General features: G+C 32.5%; 17 protein-coding genes and 1 pseudogene. 7 read left to right on the top strand and 11 right to left on the bottom strand.

Features of this window, described 5'->3' with window-relative positions; translation table 11 throughout:
* Positions 1-45 precede the first annotated feature (45 nt).
* Entirely contained in the window at positions 46-1,353 is a 1,308-nt protein-coding gene (gene hemL, locus FWJ34_RS01375) for a glutamate-1-semialdehyde 2,1-aminomutase (protein WP_308253510.1), read from the bottom strand.
* 374 nt (positions 1,354-1,727) lie between these two features.
* The gene (locus FWJ34_RS01370; protein ID WP_308253509.1) at positions 1,728-2,852 is read right to left on the bottom strand and encodes a TRAP transporter substrate-binding protein; all 1,125 of its coding nucleotides are present in this window, start codon (positions 2,850-2,852) and stop codon (positions 1,728-1,730) included.
* Positions 2,853-2,990: 138 nt separating this feature from the next.
* Here FWJ34_RS01370 and FWJ34_RS01365 point away from each other — a divergent pair, with 138 nt between their 5' ends.
* The 5 genes and pseudogenes from FWJ34_RS01365 to FWJ34_RS01345 form a co-directional block, all read left to right on the top strand.
* Positions 2,991-3,614: a TRAP transporter small permease subunit gene (locus FWJ34_RS01365; RefSeq protein WP_308253508.1), complete on the top strand. Its 624-nt coding sequence runs from the start codon at positions 2,991-2,993 to the stop codon at positions 3,612-3,614.
* Between the two features lie 114 nt (positions 3,615-3,728).
* A complete protein-coding gene (locus FWJ34_RS01360; protein WP_308253524.1) occupies positions 3,729-5,066 on the top strand; it encodes a TRAP transporter large permease subunit in 1,338 nt (445 codons plus the stop codon).
* A gap of 18 nt (positions 5,067-5,084) precedes the next feature.
* Complete coding sequence (locus tag FWJ34_RS01355; RefSeq protein ID WP_308253507.1) at positions 5,085-6,365, top strand: dicarboxylate/amino acid:cation symporter; 1,281 nt, start codon at positions 5,085-5,087, stop codon at positions 6,363-6,365.
* A 190-nt stretch (positions 6,366-6,555) separates the two neighbouring features.
* Positions 6,556-8,103 carry a ferredoxin--nitrite reductase gene (locus tag FWJ34_RS01350; RefSeq protein ID WP_308253505.1) on the top strand — a complete coding sequence of 516 codons (1,548 nt, stop codon included), beginning with the start codon at positions 6,556-6,558 and terminating at the stop codon, positions 8,101-8,103.
* Positions 8,104-8,832: 729 nt separating this feature from the next.
* Positions 8,833-9,250, top strand: a pseudogene (locus FWJ34_RS01345) (transposase); the annotation flags it as partial.
* A gap of 62 nt (positions 9,251-9,312) precedes the next feature.
* Here FWJ34_RS01345 and FWJ34_RS01340 read toward each other — a convergent pair.
* The 3 genes from FWJ34_RS01340 to FWJ34_RS01330 form a co-directional block, all read right to left on the bottom strand.
* Entirely contained in the window at positions 9,313-13,086 is a 3,774-nt protein-coding gene (locus tag FWJ34_RS01340) for a PAS domain S-box protein (RefSeq protein WP_308253504.1), read from the bottom strand.
* Between the two features lie 303 nt (positions 13,087-13,389).
* Positions 13,390-17,070, bottom strand: coding sequence for a PAS domain-containing protein (locus tag FWJ34_RS01335; protein ID WP_308253503.1), 3,681 nt, complete (start codon positions 17,068-17,070; stop codon positions 13,390-13,392).
* Between the two features lie 153 nt (positions 17,071-17,223).
* The gene (locus tag FWJ34_RS01330) at positions 17,224-18,552 is read right to left on the bottom strand and encodes a cytochrome P450 (protein ID WP_308253501.1); all 1,329 of its coding nucleotides are present in this window, start codon (positions 18,550-18,552) and stop codon (positions 17,224-17,226) included.
* A gap of 59 nt (positions 18,553-18,611) precedes the next feature.
* On the opposite strand from FWJ34_RS01330, the gene FWJ34_RS01325 reads away from it, so the two are divergent.
* Positions 18,612-18,905 carry a hypothetical protein gene (locus FWJ34_RS01325; RefSeq protein WP_308253499.1) on the top strand — a complete coding sequence of 98 codons (294 nt, stop codon included), beginning with the start codon at positions 18,612-18,614 and terminating at the stop codon, positions 18,903-18,905.
* A gap of 54 nt (positions 18,906-18,959) precedes the next feature.
* Here FWJ34_RS01325 and FWJ34_RS01320 read toward each other — a convergent pair whose 3' ends face one another.
* Genes FWJ34_RS01320 through FWJ34_RS01305 form a run of 4 tightly spaced genes read right to left on the bottom strand, consistent with a single transcriptional unit; the run spans position 18,960 to position 20,401 of the window.
* Entirely contained in the window at positions 18,960-19,292 is a 333-nt protein-coding gene (locus FWJ34_RS01320) for a DUF5615 family PIN-like protein (protein ID WP_308253498.1), read from the bottom strand.
* 3 nt (positions 19,293-19,295) lie between these two features.
* Positions 19,296-19,520 carry a DUF433 domain-containing protein gene (locus tag FWJ34_RS01315; RefSeq protein ID WP_308253497.1) on the bottom strand — a complete coding sequence of 75 codons (225 nt, stop codon included), beginning with the start codon at positions 19,518-19,520 and terminating at the stop codon, positions 19,296-19,298.
* Positions 19,521-19,551: 31 nt separating this feature from the next.
* Complete coding sequence (locus FWJ34_RS01310) at positions 19,552-20,061, bottom strand: PIN domain-containing protein (protein WP_308253495.1); 510 nt, start codon at positions 20,059-20,061, stop codon at positions 19,552-19,554.
* Positions 20,054-20,401: a hypothetical protein gene (locus FWJ34_RS01305; RefSeq protein ID WP_308253494.1), complete on the bottom strand. Its 348-nt coding sequence runs from the start codon at positions 20,399-20,401 to the stop codon at positions 20,054-20,056. The genes FWJ34_RS01310 and FWJ34_RS01305 overlap by 8 nt, the downstream gene beginning before the upstream one ends.
* 110 nt (positions 20,402-20,511) lie before the next feature.
* On the opposite strand from FWJ34_RS01305, the gene FWJ34_RS01300 reads away from it, so the two are divergent.
* A complete protein-coding gene (locus tag FWJ34_RS01300; RefSeq protein WP_308253493.1) occupies positions 20,512-21,033 on the top strand; it encodes a DNA-binding protein in 522 nt (173 codons plus the stop codon).
* A 294-nt stretch (positions 21,034-21,327) separates the two neighbouring features.
* Here FWJ34_RS01300 and FWJ34_RS01295 read toward each other — a convergent pair whose 3' ends face one another.
* Both FWJ34_RS01295 and FWJ34_RS01290 read right to left on the bottom strand, forming a co-directional pair.
* The gene (locus FWJ34_RS01295) at positions 21,328-21,747 is read right to left on the bottom strand and encodes a transcriptional regulator (RefSeq protein WP_308253491.1); all 420 of its coding nucleotides are present in this window, start codon (positions 21,745-21,747) and stop codon (positions 21,328-21,330) included.
* Between the two features lie 132 nt (positions 21,748-21,879).
* A complete protein-coding gene (locus FWJ34_RS01290; protein WP_308253522.1) occupies positions 21,880-22,101 on the bottom strand; it encodes a type II toxin-antitoxin system HigB family toxin in 222 nt (73 codons plus the stop codon).
* Between the last annotated feature and the right edge of the window lie 132 nt (positions 22,102-22,233).

Genomic DNA, 22,233 nt, shown 5'->3' with positions numbered 1-22,233 from the left:
CTTAAAATCAATTTCACAGTGGTTTTAATTCCTAATTCTTCATTCCTAATTTTTAATTAAATTAAGCACTTCTTCGGCGGCAGTTAAAGTTTGTTGAATGTCAGCGTCTGTATGGGCGATCGAAGTAAAACCTGCTTCAAATTGAGAAGGTGCTAAATAAACGCCTCTTTCTAACATTCCTCGGTGAAAGCGTCCAAATTTTACAGTATCAGCTTGTTTTGCATCACTATAATTATGGACGGGATTACCTGTGAAAAATATTCCAAACATACCGCTAATATTACCACCTGTCACCTCATGACCTGCTTTTTTAGCGATGTCTAATAATTCCGTAATTAATTTATGAGTAATTTTTTCTAAATATTCGTAAGTGCCGGGTTTTTGCAATAATTCTAAAGTTTTAATACCTGCCGTCATGGCTAAAGGATTACCCGATAAAGTTCCAGCTTGGTACATAGGACCTGATGGTGCTACTAATTCGATAATTTCCTTTTTACCACCATAAGCACCAACGGGCAACCCACCGCCGATAACTTTACCTAAAGTAGTTAAATCAGGAATAACACCAAATTTTTCTTGAACACCACCGTAAGCAATACGAAAACCAGTCATTACTTCATCAAAAACTAATAAAGCATCATTTTCTTGAGTAATAACTCTTAAACCTTCAAGAAAACCAGCATCAGGAGGAATAAACCCAGAATTTCCTACCACTGGTTCTAAAATAACCCCAGCAATTTCCCCTTTATGTTCGGCAAATAGTTTTTTCACCGCTTCTAAGTCGTTATAGGGAGCGTTTAAAGTATCAGCAGTGACAGATTTAGGTACACCCGGAGAATCAGGTAAACCTAAAGTAGCAACACCAGAACCTGCTTGTACTAAGAACATATCACCATGACCATGATAACATCCTTCAAATTTGATAATTTTATTTTTGCCGGTATAAGCGCGCATTAACCGTAGCACAGATAAACAAGCCTCCGTACCTGAATTAACAAAACGTACCATCTCAATACTAGGCACGGCATCAATAACCATCTCAGCAAGAACATTTTCTAAGACACAAGGAGCCCCAAAACTTGTGCCTTTTTCTAAGGCTTCATGTAATGCACTAATAACTTCAGGGTGAGCGTGTCCACAAATTGCCGGTCCCCAAGAACCGACATAATCGATATATTGATTATCATCCACATCCCATATATAAGCTCCTTTCACTCTATCAAAAACAATAGGTTGCCCACCAACGGATTTAAACGCTCTCACCGGAGAATTTACTCCACCCGGCAGGAGTTTTTGAGCGGCGGCAAAAATTTGTTCAGACTTTGTCGTTTTAAATGATACGGTATTAACCAAAATTGTCTCCTTCTTTTTTTATTTTCATTTGATCAATCTATTTTACTTAAATCTTGCACTCCTATGGCATTTGTAAACAGGTTATTACCAAAAATGTTATTAAAAATAGGTTAAATTAAAAATAGGTAAACAAAATTATCTGTATGTTTGTAGTCTGTCTTTTAGGGCTTATTTTTGATTATTTTCCCCAAATACAATTCATGATTTCTTTTTAAATACAAAATCAAGCGCAGAATATGGGTTAAAATAGACATCTCGAGAAAATATTTATATAAGCTCCTAGTGAGGGCTAAAGCCCTTATTTTCGGAATTGTTGAAAAAGTATAAAATTTTTTTTGAAATTATATTTATGTCTTTAGCAAATTTTCAAAAAATTAACTTAACTTATTATAGATATAACGACTAAAACTACCTTCATTAAGATTATTCCAAGCATAAATACGATTGCGAAAAGTTTTCCATTGCTCATAAACAGTCTTAAAATCAGCATCTTTACCCGAAAATTCATCATATAAAGCAAAGGATGCCTTTTCTGCGGCCTCTAAAATTTCTTGACTATAAGGACGTAATTGTACTCCTACTTGTAATAAACGCTCTAAGGCCTCATTATTACGGGCATCATAACGGGCTAACATGGTGACATTAGACTCGAAAGATGCCACTTCTAAAGCACTTTGATAAGAAGGAGGTAATTTATTCCACTCATCTAAATTAATTTGTACCTCCAAAGTTGGTCCGGGTTCCCACCATCCGGGATAATAATAGTATTTTGCTACCTTGTTTAATCCTAGCTTTTCATCGTCATAAGGGCCAACCCATTCTGCCGCATCGATTGCACCTGTTTGTAATGCTTGAAATATTTCACCCCCCGGAAGATTTTGCACTGTTACTCCCAATTTTGCCATAACTTGACCTCCCAACCCCGGAATCCGCATTTTTAAGCCTTGTAAATCATTGACAGTATTAACTTCCTTCCGAAACCAACCTCCCATCTGTGCTCCCGTATTTCCTGCAGGAAATTGAATCACATTAAACTTAGTAGCATAAATTTCTTGTAACTTTGTCAAACCTCCCCCTTCGTATAACCAAGCATTCTGTTGTTGTGCCGTCAAACCGAAAGGTAAACCCGTACCAAAAGCAACGGCAGGACTTTTGCCAATATAATAATAAGCCGCAGTATGTCCACATTGTACTGCACCCTGAGAAACTACGTTTAAAACTTCTAATCCGGGAGCTATTTCCCCTGCCGCACGAGGTTCTATAATAAATTTACCATTAGTAAGACTTTTAACTCGATCGGCTAACACTTTCGCACCTCCAAAGATAGTATCTAAAGAAAGAGGCCAACTGGTTGCCATTTGCCAGTTTACATTTGGTAAATTGTTAGTGTCGGCGTTTACTGCCTGATTTTGTGCTTTCTGACAACCGCCCACAACACCCACAGTAGTAGCTGCGATCGCACCTTGAGATATACTTTTAATAATATTACGACGTTTCATTTTAAAAATTATTATTATTTTAGATCTTGATACCCAAAAATTATAGATGAAGTGAGGGAATTGAGAAAAATGATAATAGTTGAGTTATTATTAAATATCTCGAAAAGACTCAAAGGAGCAAAGTTTCTTTAATAAAAAATGGCTCACCGAAAAAGAATTTATTTAATTCAAAAATTATTAAAAATTTCCCAAATAATTGATAATTTTACCGATAAATTGGGATGGCTTAGTAACTGGCTAGTATTACTTACTGTTAGCGTTGGTTTTTTCAATGTCGTAGCTCGTTATGTAGGACGCTTTGTCGGAACACAATTATCTAGTAATGCTCTATTAGAGTTGCAATGGTATTTGTTTTCTCTTACTTTTTTATTCGGATTTGCTTATATTTTACGTCACGGAGAAAATGTACGGGTTGACTTTTTATATACGAATATGAGCGAAAAAAGACAGGCTTTAATTGATTTTATCGGCACAATTTTATTTTTAATTCCCTTTTGTATTCTCGGAATTTGGGTGACATGGAATCCTGTTTTACAATCTTGGGGGCTTCAAAATGACGGTAGTTGGGGAAATTGGGAAATGTCCTCTGATGCCAATGGATTACCTCGAGCACCGATTAAAACGATGATTCCCGTGGCGTTATTATTCTTACTTTTACAAAGTTTTTCTCAAGCCATAAAATATTTAGCAGTCTTATTAGATTATCCTGCAATATTAGATCGCTTACGTTTAGAAACATCAGAACATATTAACATTGAATAATATCAAGTTTGGATGATTACTGATAATAAAAATTGGCGAACTTCTTTGCGACACGAGCGCCTTTGCGTGAAATTTTACTATAACTATTTAATCGAACCTGATATAAGAGAAATTATGGGCTTTGAATGGTTAGCCATCTTAATGTTTGTTGGCTTTTTCTTTATCTTAATGAGTGGGTATCCTGTCGCTTTTTCCTTCGCAGGTACAGCCTTTGTTTTTGGCATAATTGGGATGTTAGTGGGTGCATTTAATCCCAGCCGTTTGCTATTGTTACCAAATATTTGGTTTGGCACGATGTCTAATTTTACTCTCCTTGCTATCCCCTTTTTTGTATTTCTGGGGGCTGTTTTGGAAAAATCAGGATTAGCAGAAGAATTATTAGAAACCATCGGCATTATTTTAAGTCGTATTCGAGGAGGATTAGCCTTAGCAGTGGTGTTAGTTGGTACAGTATTAGCCGCTACCACTGGAGTAGTTGCCGCCACGGTAATCGTTATGGGGATGTTATCTTTACCTTTAATGATACGTTATGGTTATGATAAACAATTAGCATCAGGAGTTATAGTCGCTTCTGGTACTTTAGCTCAATTAATCCCTCCTAGTTTAGTCTTAGTCATTCTCAGTGATCAAATTGGCGTATCCGTAGGAGATTTATTTTTAGGGGCGTTAATACCGGGGTTAATGTTATCAGGGTCATATATACTTTATATTTTAGGACTAGCTATTATAAAACCCGAAAAAGTACCTGCTTTACCTGCTGATATACTGATACCTAAAGGTAATAAATTAGTTAAACAAATCTTCAAAGCCGTTGTACCACCGATTATACTCATTTTTGCCGTATTAGGAAGTATCTTCTTTGGTATCGCTACCCCGACAGAAGCTGGTGCTGTTGGTGCTGTTGGTGCTTGTCTGTTGGCTGGATTAAATAAACGTTTGACACCACAACTAATTAAAGATGCTTCTCATTCCACTGCTGTAATTACTGCTTTAGTGGTAATGATTTTATTTTGTTCTTCTTTATTTAGTTTAGTCTTTGATGCTTTAGGGGGTAAAACTTTAATTACCAATTTACTCACTGGCTTACCCGGCGGTTACGTTAGCTTTTTAATTGTCAGTAACTTAGCCATTTTTGCGTTAGGAGTTTTTCTGGAATTTATTGAAATTTGCTTTATTGCCATGCCTTTATTTGTACCAGCGGCTCAAGCCTTGGGTATTGATATGGTTTGGTTTGGGGTAGTAATGGCAATTAATTTACAGACTGCTTTTATTTCCCCACCAGTGGGCTTTTCTTTATTTTATTTACAAAGTGTTGCCCCTAAAGAAGTTAGTACACTAGACATACATAAAAGTGCTATTCCGTTCATGATTTTGCAATTTATTGTGTTATTAATTGTGATTATTTTTCCTCAAACTGTAAGCTGGTTGATTAATGTTTCAAGCATAACTTAAAATTATGATGATTATTTTATGAATATTTTTAATAAAATTAGTCAATTTCCCCTCTATATACAAATTGTTTTTGCTCTTATTTTAGCTGTTATATTAGGAATTATTTTAGGTGCGGGAAACCCTATTATTGATCCTTCATTAATAGAACATTTAGCTTTACCTTGTACCTTAATTTTAAAAGCTCTTAGAACTTTAGCTACACCTTTAATTTTCTTGGCAATTATTCATACTTTTTTAACTGCGGAAATTCCTAGTCAATCAGGTAAAAAATTAGCAGTTTTATTAATTACTAATACTCTTGTAGCAATTATTATTGGATTATTAGTAGCAAATATTTTACAACCCGGTAGTCATGGTACTTTAGAGTTAGGAATAGATACAAAACCATCGGAAAAAACCTTAGATCCTTGGGGATTATTACAGGATCTTATTCCAGATTCAATAGTAAAACCTTTAGTAGATAATAATGTTATTCAATTAATTATTGTTGCTTTATCTTTTGCTATTGTTTTAAGGGGATTAAAAACTAAATTTATTGAAGAAAATAATACTGATTATTTCCCCATTGAAAAGTTAATAACGGTATTATTTGAAGCAGTTATTATTATTGTTCATTGGGTAATAAAACTTGTTCCTTTTGCTGTTTTTGGGATAGTATCACAAACGATCGCCCTGAAAGGATTTGCCCCTTTTAAATCTCTAGGATTTTTCGTAATTGCGGTAATTATTGCTTTAATTTTACAGGCAATGTATTATTTAACTCGTGTTTATTTTGGTTCGTGGGTACATCCTATTGATCTTCTCAAAAAAGGTTCAGATGCTTTAATTACAGCATTTTCTACGGCTTCTTCTACGGCAACCATGCCTATAACTTTCAAGGTTTTAATTGAGAAAATAGGTTTAAGAGAATCCTCTGCTTCTTTAGGGGCGTTGGTGGGCAGTAATTTTAATAATGATGGCACAGCTTTATATGAAGCAATGTCAGCTTTATTTATCTCCCAAATTCTCAATCAACAATTAACCTTAACTCAACAAATTATGGTGATGCTAACTTCTATTATCGCTTCAGTGGGTGCGGCCGGAATCCCTGAAGCTGGTTTAGTTACCATGACACTGGTGTTTACCTCCGTTGGATTACCTACGGAATATATCGCTATTTTAGTTACCGTTGATTGGTTTCTTGATCGATGTCGTACCGCTATAAATGTAATGGGAGATATGACTGTTAGTGCCTTAGTGGATGGTAAAACGAGGAAAGCAAAGTTAGAGGAAGCATTTATCGAAACAGAAATAACATAATTACTTAACTTAAAATGTAAAAAAACCATAAAAGTTATGCAATAGTAGTTAGTCTCAGAGTATTCAGTATTAAAAGTTACAAAATATTAAGAATTAAATTTATAATCTGTTTTGCATAAGATCTACTAATTTAATTCATAAATTAATTATTGAATCAATATCGTCAATTTATATTTAAAGAGATAACGTCATGATTATTGCTACTGATACAAAAATTAAATTAAATAAAATCGAAAAAGTTAAAGTTGCTAAACATGGTTTAGATGTAAAACAAGAGTTAGAAAATTTTGCTAATATCGGTTGGGAGGCTATGGAAGAAGATGATTTAATTGTAAGATTGAAATGGTTAGGTATCTTTTTCCGCCCAGTAACTCCGGGTAAATTTATGTTACGATTGCGTATGCCTAACGGTATTCTTACTAGCAAACAAATGCGGACTTTAGCGGAAATTATTGAACGTTATGGAGATGATGGTAGTGCTGATGTTACTACCCGTCAAAATATACAATTAAGAGGTGTACATTTACAGGACATTCCTGAAATTTTCCAAAAACTTGAAGCCGTAGGTATGACTTCCGTTCAATCTGGCATGGATAATGTGCGTAACTTAACCGGTTCACCTGTAGCGGGAATAGATCCTGATGAATTATTTGATACGAGGGAATTAAACCAAAAGTTACAAGATTTAATTACAAATAAAGGTCAAGGTAGTTACGAATTTAGTAATTTACCTCGAAAGTTAAATATAGCTATTGACGGTGCTAGAGATAATTCTATTCACGCAGAAATTAATGATATTGCTTTTATTCCAGCTTTTAAAGATGGTGAATTTGGCTTTAATGTCTTAATTGGTGGTTATTTATCCGCTCAACGTTGTGCAGAGTCTATCTCGATGGATGTGTGGGTAAAACCGAATGATGAAGTTATTGAGTTAAGTGCGGCTATTTTAAAGGTTTATAGTGAAAATGGCTTAGAGGAAGGTTTGAGGGAGAATCGGGGTAAATCTCGTTTAATGTGGTTAGTGGATAAATGGGGTATGAATCGATTTCGCATAGAAGTGGAAAAAATGTTAGGGAAATCTCTGTATTTTGCCGCTTCTAAAGATGAATATACCATGGAAAAACGAGATCATTTAGGTGTCCATCCCCAAATCCAAGAGGGTTATAATTATATTGGTATTCATATCCCCGTTGGCCGTTTAGATGCTCAAGGAATGTATGATATTGCTCGTTTAGCTGACGTTTATGGTAAGGGTGAAATTCGGGCAACAGTAGAACAAAATTTTATCATTCCTTTTGTCGCTGACGAGAAAGTAGAATCTTTTTTAGCTGATCCAGTATTACAAAAATATCCGATCAATCCTACTCCTCTTGTGCGATCGCTAATTTCCTGCACAGGTGCTCGTTATTGTAACTTTGCCTTAGTAGAAACCAAAGAAAGAGGCTTAAAATTAGCCCAAGAATTAGATGCCGAATTAAATATACCTGAAAGAGTTCGTATTCATTGGACTGGTTGCCCCAACTCTTGCGGACAAGCTCAAGCAGGTGATATAGGTTTAATGGGTACAAAAGCGAAAAAAAATGGACAAGTAGTAGAAGGAGTTAATTTATTTACTGGAGGAAAAGTTGGTAAAGATGCTCATTTAGGTGTTGTTGCTCAGAAAAGTATCCCTTGTGACGATCTCAAATCAGTATTGAAAGATTTATTGATTTCCAATTTTGGAGCTACACATAAGTAATTGCGAATAGAGTATAACTTAATTTTATTAATCTGAGATCTTGCTTACATCAATAAATAAAAACTAAATAAAAGGTGGCAGGTAGTAGGTGTTAGGTTTGATTATTTTTGATTATTTTGAAAGTTGAAACAATAATAGACACGAGTGCAAAATTCAAAGTAAAATCTGTTGGTGAAAAATGTTGATTTTTTAACTCATTACTTATTACTTATTACTCGACTTGGTGCAAGAAGTCTAATTAAGAGTGTTTTTTGCAGCGGGGGCTTTAGATTACCTGAAGTTAGACTTTAATAAGCTGATAGAGGCAAGACAGGAAGGAGGGGGGTGAGAAGGAGAGGGGGAGATTGTTGTCAAAATGACTCAAACATCTGAATTAAATTTGATCAATAATTATCGAAAATCAATTTTAATCATGTTTAACTCTCCTTATCTCCTAGTCTTCTTTAAGCTGATAGCTGACGGCTAATACCTACCTCACGAAAATACTTTTTGAGCAACCCATACTTAGGGTTTGCTGAATAACTCAGAAAGCTATAAAAAACAACGGTTTAGATACACTACATTGCTCATAAAATGAGTCTTTAGGAGTTATAATCACCAAAAAACCCCGCACTTTTATGTATCGCAAGACTGAACATTTACACAATACTATCAGTGATTTTCAATTTCCCAACGGTTTTCACTTGGATGAAAATAATCGTTAAAACAAAAGTAAATGAAGAAGAAATATTGTCAAGAAAAGAAAGAGAAAAAATAGAAGTAGTCAAAGAATTATATAGACAACAATTGCAAATGTACTCAGAAAATAAACAGACAATAGAAAATAGAATAGTAAGTATAGAACAGCCTCATATTAGACCAATAGTAAGAGGTAAAGCAAGAGTATCAGTAGAATTTGGAGCGAAAATATCAGTATCTTATGTAGAAGGATATATATTTTTAGACTATGTAGGTAGAATGGTCAAATTTTGCCTCGGCAAAATACTTAAAAAAGCAAGTAGAAAAATATTATAAAATGTGGGGATATTATCCAGAATCGATACATGTAGATAAAATTTATAGAACGAAAGAAAATCGAAAATACTGTCAAGAAAAAGGGATAAGAATGAGTGGGCCAAAATTAGGTCGTCCAAAGAAAAATATAAGTATTTAAACAACAAAGATCAGCATAAATAGTATATGATTTTTTCATTATAATTATTTCCCACTTCAATTTATTTTAATATTTTCTAACACTTTTTTAAGTTCATCTATAGCAATAGGTTTCCTTATATAATCATTCATCCCAGCATTTAAACATAATTGTCTATCGCCTTCTAAAGCATTAGCAGTTAAAGCAATAATATAAGGTTGCGGTTTTGACAATTTACGAACCATTTTTGTAGTGGTAATTCCGTCCATTTCTGGCATTTGCATATCCATTAAAATTACGTCATAAAATTGTTTTTCTAACATCTGTAAAACTTCTAAACCATTGTTAGCAATATCAGCAGTATAGCCAATTTTTTTGAGGATTAATAAAGCTACTTTTTGATTAACTTTATTATCTTCAGCTAAAAGAATTTTTAACAAAGAAATTTCTGAGTTTAATTGTGCTGATTTGAGGGAAGATTTTTCTGTGCTAATTTCACTATCAGTAACTACTTGAAGATTGACAGTAAAATAAAAAGTTGCACCTTTGTCTTGAGATTTAAAAATCCAATTTTCAGGAGGATTTCCCCCAATATTACCAAAACTTTCTACCCACATTTTACCCCCCATTAAAGCTACTAAATTTTTACTTATAGCTAACCCTAAACCAGTGCCACCATATTTACGGTTAATGGAAGCATCCGCTTGGGTAAAAGGTTGAAATAATTTATTAATGCGATCGCTATCTATCCCAATACCAGTATCTTTAATACTAATCAACAACTCATATTCTTCCTGTCTTCCATTACTTCCCATCCTTTGAGGGGAGGATTGAGGAGGATTTTTCCATTGATTCTCCTCTTTTAAGGGGGAGTTAGGGGAGGTAACATCCACACAAATCAAAATCTCTCCATTATCGGTAAATTTAAGGGCATTGCTTATCAGATTTAAAATGATTTGACGAAGGCGAGAAGCATCACCTAAAAAAGTTGTTGGTAAATTATTACTAATTTCGTAGTCAAGATTGATACTTTTATCTGTGGCTTGTTTCGAGAGTAAATTACACAAAGATTTAAGGATGTCTTTTAAAATAAAAGGATGTTTTTCTAATTCCAATTTGCCTGACTCAATTTTCGAGAAATCCAAAATATCATTAATAATAGTTAAAAGTGCATCGCTACTATCTTGAATGGTATTAAGTAAATCTTTTTGTTCATTATTTAAAGGTGTCATCGATAATAACTGTGCCATACCGATGACTCCATTCATGGGAGTGCGGATTTCGTGACTCATATTCGCCAAAAATTCACTTTTAGCTTTTGTGGCTTTTTCCGCAGTTTCTTTGGCAATAATTAGTTCTTTTTCTGCTAATTTTCGATCAGTTATATCAATAAAGGTGACGATTACTTGCTTAATTTCTCCATCATTATCAAACTCAGGAAAAGCATTAACTAAAACCCAAACCCTTGAATTATCTTCTCTATTGATACCGACAATATAATTTTTCAGAGGTTGTTGAGTTTTTAAAACTTGATGAACAGGATAACACTCTACAGGCATAATATCACCATTTTCTAAGAAAAAATGCCAAATAGGATCAATTTTTGATTTACCTAACATTTGTTCAGAAGTTAAGCCTAATAAGTCACAAGCCATAGCATTGCATAAAATTATACTACTATCTTCTGTATGAACAACTACTCCAGCGTGTAAATATTCGATAAGATGACGATATTTTGCTTCACTATTTTGTAACTCTAATTCTGTCGCTTTGCGATCGGTAATATCAAAAATGACACCATCCCAAAAAACATTTCCGGGAGCATCTTTGTAAGGTTGAGCGATGACTTGAATCCATTTTATGTGGTTATTAGGCATAATTAACCGATGTTGCGAAAAAAAAGGCTTTAACTCTATGACAGACATATTTACTTCTTTTTGTAATCCTGGTACATCATCTGGATGTATTTTTTCCCATATATAACCAGAGTTTTCTATTGCTTTTTCAGGCTCAACTTCATAAATTTCTAAGGATTTACTACTTACATAAGTAAATTTATCAATGCCATTTGTATCTCTTACATATTGATAAATCATACCGGGTATATTTTCGCTTAATCGACGGAATCTAGTTTCACTTTTTTGTAGTGCTAATTCGGTTTTCTTCCGGTTCGTAATATCTATATAAGCAATAGCTACCCCATAATGAGGTAGAGGAATAGGGGCAGCACTAACACTTAACCAGTGAATACTACCATCAGGTTGAACAATACCTTTTTCTACATCATGAATAAAGCAATTTTCCCTTAATGCTCTCACACTGGCAAATTCTGATATAGACATTATAGTACCATCTCCATGAATTACTTGCCAAGAAGGATGACTATTTTCTAAATTTTCCATATATTCTTGGGGAGAAACTCCTAAAATCTCTCCTAAAATCGGATTTCCTTCGATTAATTTACCATCTTCATCGGTAATTAAAATACCAATGGGTAAAATTTCAAAGAGAATTTGATATTTTTCTTGAGATTCTTGTAAAGCAACTTCAACTTGATCAAAAGATTGAGAAACTTGTGCTAACATCTGATTAAAAGATATTGATAAAGTCCGAATTTCAGTAATAATATTATCTTCTGATAAAGGTTCATTAAATTCTCCTTCTGCTAAAGATTGACTAGCTTTACTTATGTTTAAAATAGGACGATTAATACTACGAATTGTTAAAATTCCTATGACTATTGCCGTGATAAAAGTCATTAAAGATAATAAAATTGTCCGTTGATTATTTTCTATTATTTTTGCAGTAAAATCCCCTTCTGGTACAACTGTGACAATTAACCAATCTAATCCTAAACCACCGTGATATGGAACAACTTGTACAAATTGCCGACGTTGATCATCATCTTTTAAAAAATCTAATTGTAACTTTTGATTGAGCTTTTTAAAATCATTAAATTGACTCAATAAATAACGACTTGTAGCTTGAATTAACGGATCTTCACTTTCTATAGCTTTAATTTTTTCGAGGATAATTTCACCATTTTTTTCTTTTTTCCGAAAGGGCAAATTATGACTAGAAGTACCAATTAAAAAGCCATTTTTATCAACAATAAATACTCGACCATTTTTACCAATCTGTAAACTAGAAATAAAATGACGAAAAAAAGTTAAATCCACTGCGGCGGAAAAAACCCCTAATAATTTACCAGTTTTCTCATCATAAATAGGACGGCTATTATTAAGAGAAAAATCAGTATTATCTGCTAATTGAAAAATCGGTATTGATATTGGTTTGCCTGTTTTTACCGCAGTTTCATACCAAGGGCGAGATTTGAGATGAAAATTTTTAATAGTATCAATTAAAGCTAATTTTTCCCCCCGATAATTAACACTATAAATCTTAAGTTCGGAAGGATTATCCGTATTTGTTTCTAGGATAGTGGGAAAAGGATTACGATTTGCTACTTGAAAAACACCTTCTTCCGTACCTACCATAATATGACTAACCGTAGGAAACTGTTGTAATTGAAAATAAAGATATTGCCTTAATTGAGATGTATTCTTAAGATTCAGGTATCCTAAACGAAAAGCGTCAGCATTAATGCGATTTATCAACGTGGGGGTGGCTAAATAGTTATCTAAATACTGAACTACGTTATCAGTGGTTTGTCGGTGAATTTCTAGGATTAATTTTTGAAGGGATTGTTGTTCACTACGATATGACAAATAACCTACTAATCCCACTGCCCCGACAATTTGCACTACAAAGGGAACAATTAACACCCATTGCAGAGAGATACTCGGAAAACGAGGTTTTTTTGAATTATGATCTTTTGATGGTGATTGCATTGTGTAAAACCATAAAATTATCGCTGAAATAAATAATAAATATCAAGTTTGGTTAATTACTTATAAAATCAATGTTAGTAGTAATACTAATGCAAAATTAATTGTATAGAAGTAATATAAGGCAAAGGCTTGAAACTCTTTGTTATCTTTTTGTTACCTTTTTGTTACTTTTTTGTTACTATAGCTTTGAAAAAAAAATATACTTGTATTTTATTAAGTTTTTACTTTACTTCAATTAAAGTTATTTGTTAGGTGTAAAATTCATTTTACAAGATTTAATCATAATTAAATTTCTTCTCATTCCTATATTTTGACATTTTCTAACGCCTCTTGTAATTGTGCCATGGCAATAGGTTTGCTAAGATAATCATTCATTCCTACCTTAAAACATAATTGACGATCACTTTCTAAGGCATTAGCGGTTAAAGCAATAATATAAGGCTGTAGTTTTGAAGATTCACGGATAATTTGTGTCGCAGTGACACCATCCATTTGAGGCATTTGCATATCCATTAAAATCACGTCATAAAATTGTGTTTCTAACATTGCTAAAACTTCTAAACCATTATTAGCAACATCCGCTTTATAACCTAATTTTTTCAGGGTTAATAAGGCTACTTTTTGATTAACTTTGTTATCTTCAGCAAGAAGTATTTTCAGATTTGATTTTTTGATTTTGGGTTGGGTAAAAAGGTTTTCTGATATTATTTTTAGTTCTTTTTCATTATTAAAAACTTCTTTGATAGGAAGGGTAAAATAAAAAGTTGAGCCTTTCGTTGTCGATTTTAAAATCCAATTATCAGGAGGATTACCCCCAATATTGCCTTGACTTTCTACCCACATTTTTCCCCCCATTAATTCAACTAAGTTTTTACTGATAACTAATCCTAAACCAGTACCTCCGTATTGACGGTTAATGGAAGCATCCGCTTGGGTAAAAGGTTTAAATAATTTATTGATGCGATCGCCACTAATACCAATACCATCATCTTTGATACTAATAATCAACAATTTATCTTCTGTTTTATTACCTTCCCCCATTTTTAGGGGGGATTGAGGGGGGTTACTTCTTCTTTTGTGAAGGGGAGATAGAGGAGAGATAACATTCACAAAAATTAAAATTTCGCCTTTTTCCGTAAATTTAAGGGCATTACCAATAATATTAAGTAAAACTTGCTGTAAACGAGAACTATCTCCTAAAATCTGACTAGGAACACAATCATCAATTTCATAGTTAAGATTAACGCCTTTATCGAGAGCCTGTTTACAAAAAAGACGACTCACCGATTTAATTATATCTTCTAACATGAGAGGATGTTCTTCTATTTCCATCATCCCCGATTCAATTTTAGAAAAATCAAGAATATCATTAATAACAGTTAACAGAGTATCAGCCCTTTTTTTAATAGTATTAACAAAATCTGCTTGTTCATTGGTTAATTCAGTCAGAGAAAGAAGTTGCACCATCCCTACCACGCCATTCATCGGAGTGCGAATTTCATGACTCATATTAGCTAAAAATTGACTTTTGGCTTTTGTGGCAGCTTCTGCTTCTTTTTTGGCTTGTTCTAAATCAATTTCTATTTGCTTACGTTCAGTAATATTAGTAATATAGCCATGCCAAATGATACTGCCATCAATTTCTTTTTGTGGTATTGAATGCCCTAAAACCCAAATAACTGTACCATCTTGATGACAAACTCTATATTCACAATACCAAGGGGTTAAATTACTGGCAGATTCAAGAATACTATCTAAAATCATATTTTGATCATCGGGATGAAGTACTTCAAAAACTTTATCAGCACTATCTTTTACATCTTCAGGAGTAACTCCATAAATATCTTCAATACCTCGACTAGCATAAGGAAAAGATGACTTACCATCAACAGATAAACGATATTGATAAATTACCCCCGGTATTTGATTCGCTAGTTTTTCCAAGCGATATTTTGACTCAATGGTGTCGGTTATATCTAACATCACTCCCGCCCATGCTACATTACCATCTTTTCTTAATTCTGGTCGGTCATTGGCTTGTAACCATTTTAGTTTACCACTAGGAGTTATCATACGCCATTCATAATGAAAGGGTGACATAGTATGAATATTCTCTAATACTGCTTGTTCAAAACCAGCGATGTCATCAGGGTGAAATTGATTGAAAAAACTCTCAGGATTTCTTAATACTTCTTCTTGGGTAATTTCTAATATTTCTTCGACTACCGAACTAATGTACTCAAAATATTGTGAACCATCAGGACGTTGCACTACAATATAAATAATTCCGGGAGATGATACGGCAATTTTTTGAAATCTAGTTTCACTTTCTTGTAACGCTAATTGAATTTCTTTCAGTTTAGTAATATCCCTTCCAGCCGATTGAATTTCGATTAATTTTCCTTGTTCATTAAAAATACCTTGATTAATCCACTGGGTCCAACCTATCTCTTTATTGCTTCTTTGATCTCGATTTTCCGCCATAAAGTTATTATTTTCAGGAGTCAGTAATGATATTTGTTCTAAGATACTTTCTAAATCTTCTTCATCAGCAAAATTTACCCATTTTTGTCCCATTATTTCTTCTAATTTACAACCTAAAGCATGACATAAAGAATCATTGGCAAAAGTAATTGTCGTATCAGGTAGCGATCGCAAAATAAAATCTGTTTGTTGTTCAACTAATTGATGATAACGACTTTCACATTCGTTAACAGTTTGTTGAATTTGCTTTGTCATTAAATTAAAAGATTTTGCTAAAATATTTAGTTCAAGTATTTTTGTATCTTCAGATAAACAATAATTAAAATTTCCTTGGGCGAGAGATTCACTAGCTAAACACAGACGTAAAATTGGACGATTAATCCATTTAGTAGTCCAAATACTTATAACAATAGCAATGATTAAAGTTAAAAAACAAAATAAAATAGTATTTGTAATATTTTGTTTAATTTCTGCTGTAAAATCTGACTGAGGGATAGCAATAATAATTAACCAATCAATACCATAATTATTGTGATAGGAAATAACTTGAACAAAAGTATTATTATCAGCAAGAAAAATATGATTTTCCGCTCCAGAAATTAAGGCGATATTAGCAAATTGATCATTAATAATTTTCAGACTTTTTTTAAGTAAAGAATCATCAATTTCTTTAACAGAAAGACGCTCAGATTTACCTTTTATTGATTTATAAGGCTTTATGGTCGTAGAACTTGCTACTAATAAACCTGATTTTTCCACGATAAAAACTTTTCCTGTTTTTCCCACTTTTAATCCTTGCAAAAAAGTGTTTATTTTCGACAAACTTAAATCAATACCCACAACCCCCATAATCTGATTAGATGAATTATAAACAGGCGCACTAGCAGAAATAGCTACTTCTGTCGGTATATCAGCCCAATTATAAATATTACTCCAGATAGGTTTACCCGCTTTTATCCCTTGAGAATACCAGTTAGCATCGTTAGGATTTTGTCCTTTGAAGATCATAGGCGGATAAATTTTATTACCTTTTTCATCAGGTTTATAACTGTAAAGAATGTCAAGATTAGGCTGTTTTATTTCCGCTATTTCAAGATTACCCTCAGCATAACCAACACCAATAAATTCGCCCTTTTCATTACCATAATTAATATAAGTAAAATCATGATTTTGTAGTTGTTGCCAAAAATATTTACTTAATTTATCAAAGTCTTGAGGCGAAATTAATTCTGATTCAATTACTTGCTTATTAATTTGATTAATTTGTTGTGCAACATCTAAGTAATTATTGAGACGATGTTCTATTTTTTCCCCAATTTCTGTCATTAATTTATCAGTAATATTTTTTACCGCTTTTTGCCCACTAAGATAAGAAATATAACCGACAAAACTCATCGCAACGACAATTTGCACTACAAAAGGGATAATTAATACCCATTGAAGAGAAAGATTCGGAAAATGTATTTTTTTTAAATTATTACCGTTTGATAATGGTTGCATCTTTTAACAATTTTTTAACGGTATGATTATCAAGAGGGCTTTGACTTTCATCATAGGCTTATTAACTCACATTCTACATATTTTTATGATTTTTCGTAAATATTTTATGGTATTATGCGTAGATTTTATTCACTTCATTATAATCTAAAATTTTCAAATACGAGATAAATTTACTATTTTTAAACCAGATTTTGGATGCAAACTAGGAATATTATCTAAACTTAAATTTTGGTTTTTTGCTAATTGCCAAGTATAATTACGCAATAATAATGAAGCAAAAATTTTCATTTCCATCTGAGCAAAAGCATAACCTAAACAAAAACGTGAACCACCACCAAAACCTACTAAACTAAAGTCTATTTTTTTATGTTCTTCTCTTTCTTTATTAAAGCGTTCAGGATCAAAAAATAAAGGATCAGAATAGATATTTTTATCCTTATGAGTTGATTCAATTCGATATAAAACTTGCCAACCTTCAGGCACATAATAACCATTAAAAACAAAAGGTTTTACAACTCCTCTAAAACCACCACCAACAGGAGGATATAATCTTTCAACTTCCTTTAAAACTTGGTCTAAATAAGGCATTTGTTTTAGTTGATTTAAGTTTAAATTATCTTCTTGATTTAACTTATTTTGTTCTTCTTTAGCCTTACTTAAAACATCAATATTTTGGGATAAAGCTAAACACAAAGAAGTCAACATCGAAGTAGTAGTTTCATGACCAGCAAACAACATTAATAAGGCTTGAAGTTTAATTTCTTCTATACTTAAACCGTTACCTTCTTCATCTTTAGTTTGAATCAATAAACCTAAAGCATCATTCTTAGGTTTTTCTTGTCTTTTTAAGATTTCTTTTTCTAAATGAGATAATAATAAATCTCTACTTTTTAAAGCCTTATGATATTTTGTTCCTAAAATGTTAATAGGAAAACTAAATAAACCAGAACTTAATTGACTAAAAAGTTTCGATAAATAAGTTATATTTTCACCTCTTTCACTACCTAATAATAACACACTAGCAATTTCAAAAGTCATTTGTTTAAGTTCAGTAAACCATGTAAAATTTTTTTGTTTTTCCCATTTTTCTAAATAACTTTGAATAATATTTAACATCGTATCAAAATAATTATTTAAAGCACTTCCATGAAAACTCGGCATCAACAATTTACGGTTGCGTTTATGTTCATCACCATCTTGTAAAAATAAAGATCTTCCCAGTAATTCATGAAAAGTTTTAGGCCAACCTTTTTCCCACGAAAAATGATCAAAATGAGTTTGTAAAATAAAACGATTTGCTTGAGCACCGCACATCATTACCGTAGGTTTTCCTAAAATATTCGTCTTAAAAATTGAGCCATATTGTGCTTGTTTTTTATCACCAAAATTAGGATCACTAATAAAATTTAAAGTTTCTCCGATAATAGGTAAACCGAAACTTCCTGGTGGTAAAAGATAATTAGGAGGTAATTTTTTTGTCATGATATTTGTTTAAATAAAATAAAATTAGTTAAAGTTTATCAATATATTAATATAGTACTATGTTTAAACAGTATCAGAGTAACAGTAATAATAACATTGAATTGGTGTTTGATCCCAATGGTTCAGCCCGTTTGAGTGCCATGACTCCTGATAAGCAAGAGGAGAGGAATTATTTTTGGATGAATGAAGAATCACCGACTTTTTTAACGAATAATACCTCAGTAAAAAGGGGAGAAAAATGTTTTCAAATTGAGTTTTCGATCGACGGAAATAAACGATTATTAATTACTGCAAAAGATTTAAAAACAGGTAAATTAACCCATAAAAATTACCCTGTGATTAAACTTAGCTAATTCGTAGGATGGGCATTGTTCACCAAATTCAACAAAAGGAGTGTTAAATAACGTTTAATATAACTCCAAACAATGAAGGATCGGATTTTCAGATAATTCTTTAATTACTTCTATCCTAGAACGTAGAATAAACTCAACCTTATTTGTGGTAGTATTTCCACCTCTTAACCAAATTACTTTTGGAGGTGAATCGTAGAGACGACTTTTTTCAGCAAAATCAGCATCTTGTGTCACAATTATAAAACCTGACAATTTTGCTAATTCCCAAATTTCATTATCATTTGCAGATGTCATCTCTAAAAATTGAACATGAGTAGAGTTAGGAAAAATATCAGCCAGTCTTCCGACTAATTTTCTACTCAAATTTTGATCAAAAAGTAATCTCACTCTTTACCCTACCATTGATACTAAACGATGTTCTCGATCGGCGGCAAAAGCTAAACAAGCCTTAATATCCTCTTGGGTTAACTCTGGAAAATCATCGATAATTTCCTCTATCGTCATTCCCTCCGCTAACCAACCTAAAACATCATAGACAGTTATACGCATATTGCGGATACAAGGTTTTCCTCCTCGTTTACCAGCTTCGACGGTGGTAATATCTCTATAACTCATAATTTCATTTCTCCCATAAATTACTACCATTTTAGTGTAATGAAGGAATATTTCCTTGATTTAGCCACTGGATAGCTAAATAGGGATGAATAATATTAATATTATGATTTGGCGAATGATAAATTCCATGTTTTTGGGGAATAATAATTTCTACATCTTTATTGAGAAAATCTTGAAAATTAGCTGTGATTAACATATCCGCTTTTCCTGCTAAAGCTGTTTCTAAAACCATTTGATCTTCAATGTCATCGATCGCAATCACCCCAGTGCCTCCGAGGGTTAGTTGAGGTGCATAATTGGCGATCGCACTCACATAAAAAGAAGCATCTTTCGCCAGAGGAGTTAATCTTAATAGTACCTTTTCCAAACGATTTAACATCCCCCAAGAAATAACTAACTCTATTTTTCCTGAAGCATATTTGCCACAACGAACCAAATTTACTATGCTTTGACAAGCAGAATTTTTATTTCCTTTAATATCTGCTAATAGCGCAGCACACCAAATATTAAGATCAAGACATAATCGTAAAGGTTTACACATCACGAGTTAATTCAATGGAGGCTAATAAAATATCATCTTCTGTTTCTAAAGTATTTAACCAGTCTCGATCAATATTTTGACTGATTTTTTCTTCCGCTAGTTTATATTGATGATCTAACAATACTCTGGTAATATCTTGAGCAATTTCTTGCCATTGTGCTTTTGATGCAGTATTACTTAGTTGTAATAATACTGACCAAGCATTAGATGGTAAAATAGAACCCAACTTAATGGAAGCACTGGCAATTTGAGATAGAGATCGATTTTCCAGTTTAGAGACAGAAGTTATACGCTCTGCCGTTTCTAGATCAACGTGAGCCGAAAGTGTTTTACCTGCCATGTTTCTATTGTTTTTATAAGTTCTATAGAAATTATAGCTTTTAACATCGAATTTTATTATTTCTCTTAAAAGAGTTATTGATAAATGTATCTATAGTGAGGAAAATACAGATGAATTACTATGATTTTAGTTACATTTTTAATTTCAATATAGAAAAAAATATTGAAATGTATTTAGACGCATTATATGAAGCAGGATGCGGAGATGCTATAGTTGGCATGGGGCAGAAAGGATCGATCGTACTAGATTTTATGAGAGAATCAGAATCAGCTTATCAAGCCGTTTATAGTGCCATTCAACAAGTAAAATCGGTTATTCCCACCGCCTTTTTAATACAAGTTTCCCCTGATTTAGTGGGAGTACTAGAATTATCAGAAATTTTGGAATGTAGTAAACAAAATGTTCAAAAATACATTAATAAAGATACATTTCCTAACTCATTTTTTAAAAGCCATCAGGCTATTTGGCACTTAGATGAGGTGTTAGAATGGTTTTGGATTAAAAATGAAAAAAAAGTTGATTTTAAATTATTAGAAATAGCCAAATTATCCCGAAATATTAATCTCACCTTAGAAACAAAAAAAGCTAATGATCAAATTTTAAAACAAGCTCAAGAATTGGTAGCAATTTAATCACCCTTATTTTTCATAAAATAATATCCTCTCTTTTTAGTGTTTAAATTATTATTTTTTCTCTTAAATTCGATCGAACTCCTCTGGTTGTTGATCAGAAACTTTGCTAAGTACTTTTTGGAATTTTTTCCAACTACCTTTTTTCGCTCTTTCCGCTAAATAATTTTTCCCAATAGAAGATAATTGATTTGATAAAGCGATACTAACTCATCGATCGAGATATTTTCGTCATCAGATATAATTTGTATTTGTTTATTCATCATAGTTAAATTTCTCTTAATAACCTATTATTGCTTATTGTGCTATTGCTATACTTTTAATAGGAAAAAACACCGCAGGAGAAACATGGAAAAATTCAGCTAACTCTTGAATATGACGATTAGTTAATTGACGTTTTCCCTTTAAAATATCTGAGATAATAGACTCCGTTTTAAAAATAGAAACAAGATTTTTTTGTTTTAAATTATGCTCTTCCATAAGAACTTTTAACAAATCAACTCCATAAATATCGGGAATTAAATCCCCTTGTTTTTGCTCATAGTTATATACCAAAGTGCCTAAAACTTCCAAATAATCTTCTTCTGCTGGAGTAAGAGATGATTTATCAAGCAATTGATTCATAACTTCTTGAGTCATTTCTAAATCATCATCAGTGACAATGGGGCGAGGAGGAAATTGGTTAACAAGTTCGAGATATTTTTCTGTGACTATCATATATCTTAAATAACTTAAAAGGAAAATAAAATTAATTGAATAAAACCACCCTGAATTATGATGTAAAGGAAAACAAAATGATTGAAATGTATAACTTTATTATTAATCTAAGATTAAATCTAAACTAGACTATTACTTAGAAAACCAAGAGTCTTTTTTCCATTTCTTTTTATCGTACTCCAAATGAGTTAAAACTGCCCGAATATAGACTTTTCCCCTAGAAAAATTAATCTTCGTAATCAGTCTATAATTATTTCCACAAATGTTAAAAACCGTTAGTTGCCCTACTAAGTCAGCAGTAGGGAAAGTTAGACGAACATCATTAAAATGTTGCCATTGACTTTGGCTTGTAATCTTATAGAACCCATTTGGTATCTTTTTTAGAATGGTTACATAATAATGATTTCAGAAGAAATACTTTAATCTCGTCAAAGCCTTTTGTTATTTGGGTTACAGGCGTAAATATCAAATAGGTTCTATACCAAA

This window comes from Geminocystis sp. GBBB08 (assembly GCF_016743215.1).
Taxonomy (GTDB): domain Bacteria; phylum Cyanobacteriota; class Cyanobacteriia; order Cyanobacteriales; family Cyanobacteriaceae; genus Geminocystis.
This window is presented reverse-complemented; position numbering and strand designations above follow the sequence as displayed.

What these genes read in the sequence shown, in the direction of transcription:
- FWJ34_RS01335 (WP_308253503.1), bottom strand. Translation starts at nt 17,070, where the DNA reads ATGCAACCATTATCAAACGGTAATAATTTAAAAAAAATACATTTTCCG.
- FWJ34_RS01310 (WP_308253495.1), bottom strand. Translation starts at nt 20,061, where the DNA reads ATGTGTAAACCTTTACGATTATGTCTTGATCTTAATATTTGGTGTGCT.
- FWJ34_RS01370 (WP_308253509.1), bottom strand. Translation starts at nt 2,852, where the DNA reads ATGAAACGTCGTAATATTATTAAAAGTATATCTCAAGGTGCGATCGCA.
- FWJ34_RS01355 (WP_308253507.1), top strand. Translation starts at nt 5,085, where the DNA reads ATGAATATTTTTAATAAAATTAGTCAATTTCCCCTCTATATACAAATT.
- FWJ34_RS01360 (WP_308253524.1), top strand. Translation starts at nt 3,729, where the DNA reads ATGGGCTTTGAATGGTTAGCCATCTTAATGTTTGTTGGCTTTTTCTTT.
- FWJ34_RS01295 (WP_308253491.1), bottom strand. Translation starts at nt 21,747, where the DNA reads ATGATAGTCACAGAAAAATATCTCGAACTTGTTAACCAATTTCCTCCT.
- FWJ34_RS01350 (WP_308253505.1), top strand. Translation starts at nt 6,556, where the DNA reads ATGATTATTGCTACTGATACAAAAATTAAATTAAATAAAATCGAAAAA.
- FWJ34_RS01340 (WP_308253504.1), bottom strand. Translation starts at nt 13,086, where the DNA reads ATGCAATCACCATCAAAAGATCATAATTCAAAAAAACCTCGTTTTCCG.
- FWJ34_RS01300 (WP_308253493.1), top strand. Translation starts at nt 20,512, where the DNA reads ATGAATTACTATGATTTTAGTTACATTTTTAATTTCAATATAGAAAAA.
- FWJ34_RS01315 (WP_308253497.1), bottom strand. Translation starts at nt 19,520, where the DNA reads ATGAGTTATAGAGATATTACCACCGTCGAAGCTGGTAAACGAGGAGGA.
- FWJ34_RS01305 (WP_308253494.1), bottom strand. Translation starts at nt 20,401, where the DNA reads ATGGCAGGTAAAACACTTTCGGCTCACGTTGATCTAGAAACGGCAGAG.
- FWJ34_RS01365 (WP_308253508.1), top strand. Translation starts at nt 2,991, where the DNA reads ATGGCTCACCGAAAAAGAATTTATTTAATTCAAAAATTATTAAAAATT.
- FWJ34_RS01330 (WP_308253501.1), bottom strand. Translation starts at nt 18,552, where the DNA reads ATGACAAAAAAATTACCTCCTAATTATCTTTTACCACCAGGAAGTTTC.
- FWJ34_RS01325 (WP_308253499.1), top strand. Translation starts at nt 18,612, where the DNA reads ATGTTTAAACAGTATCAGAGTAACAGTAATAATAACATTGAATTGGTG.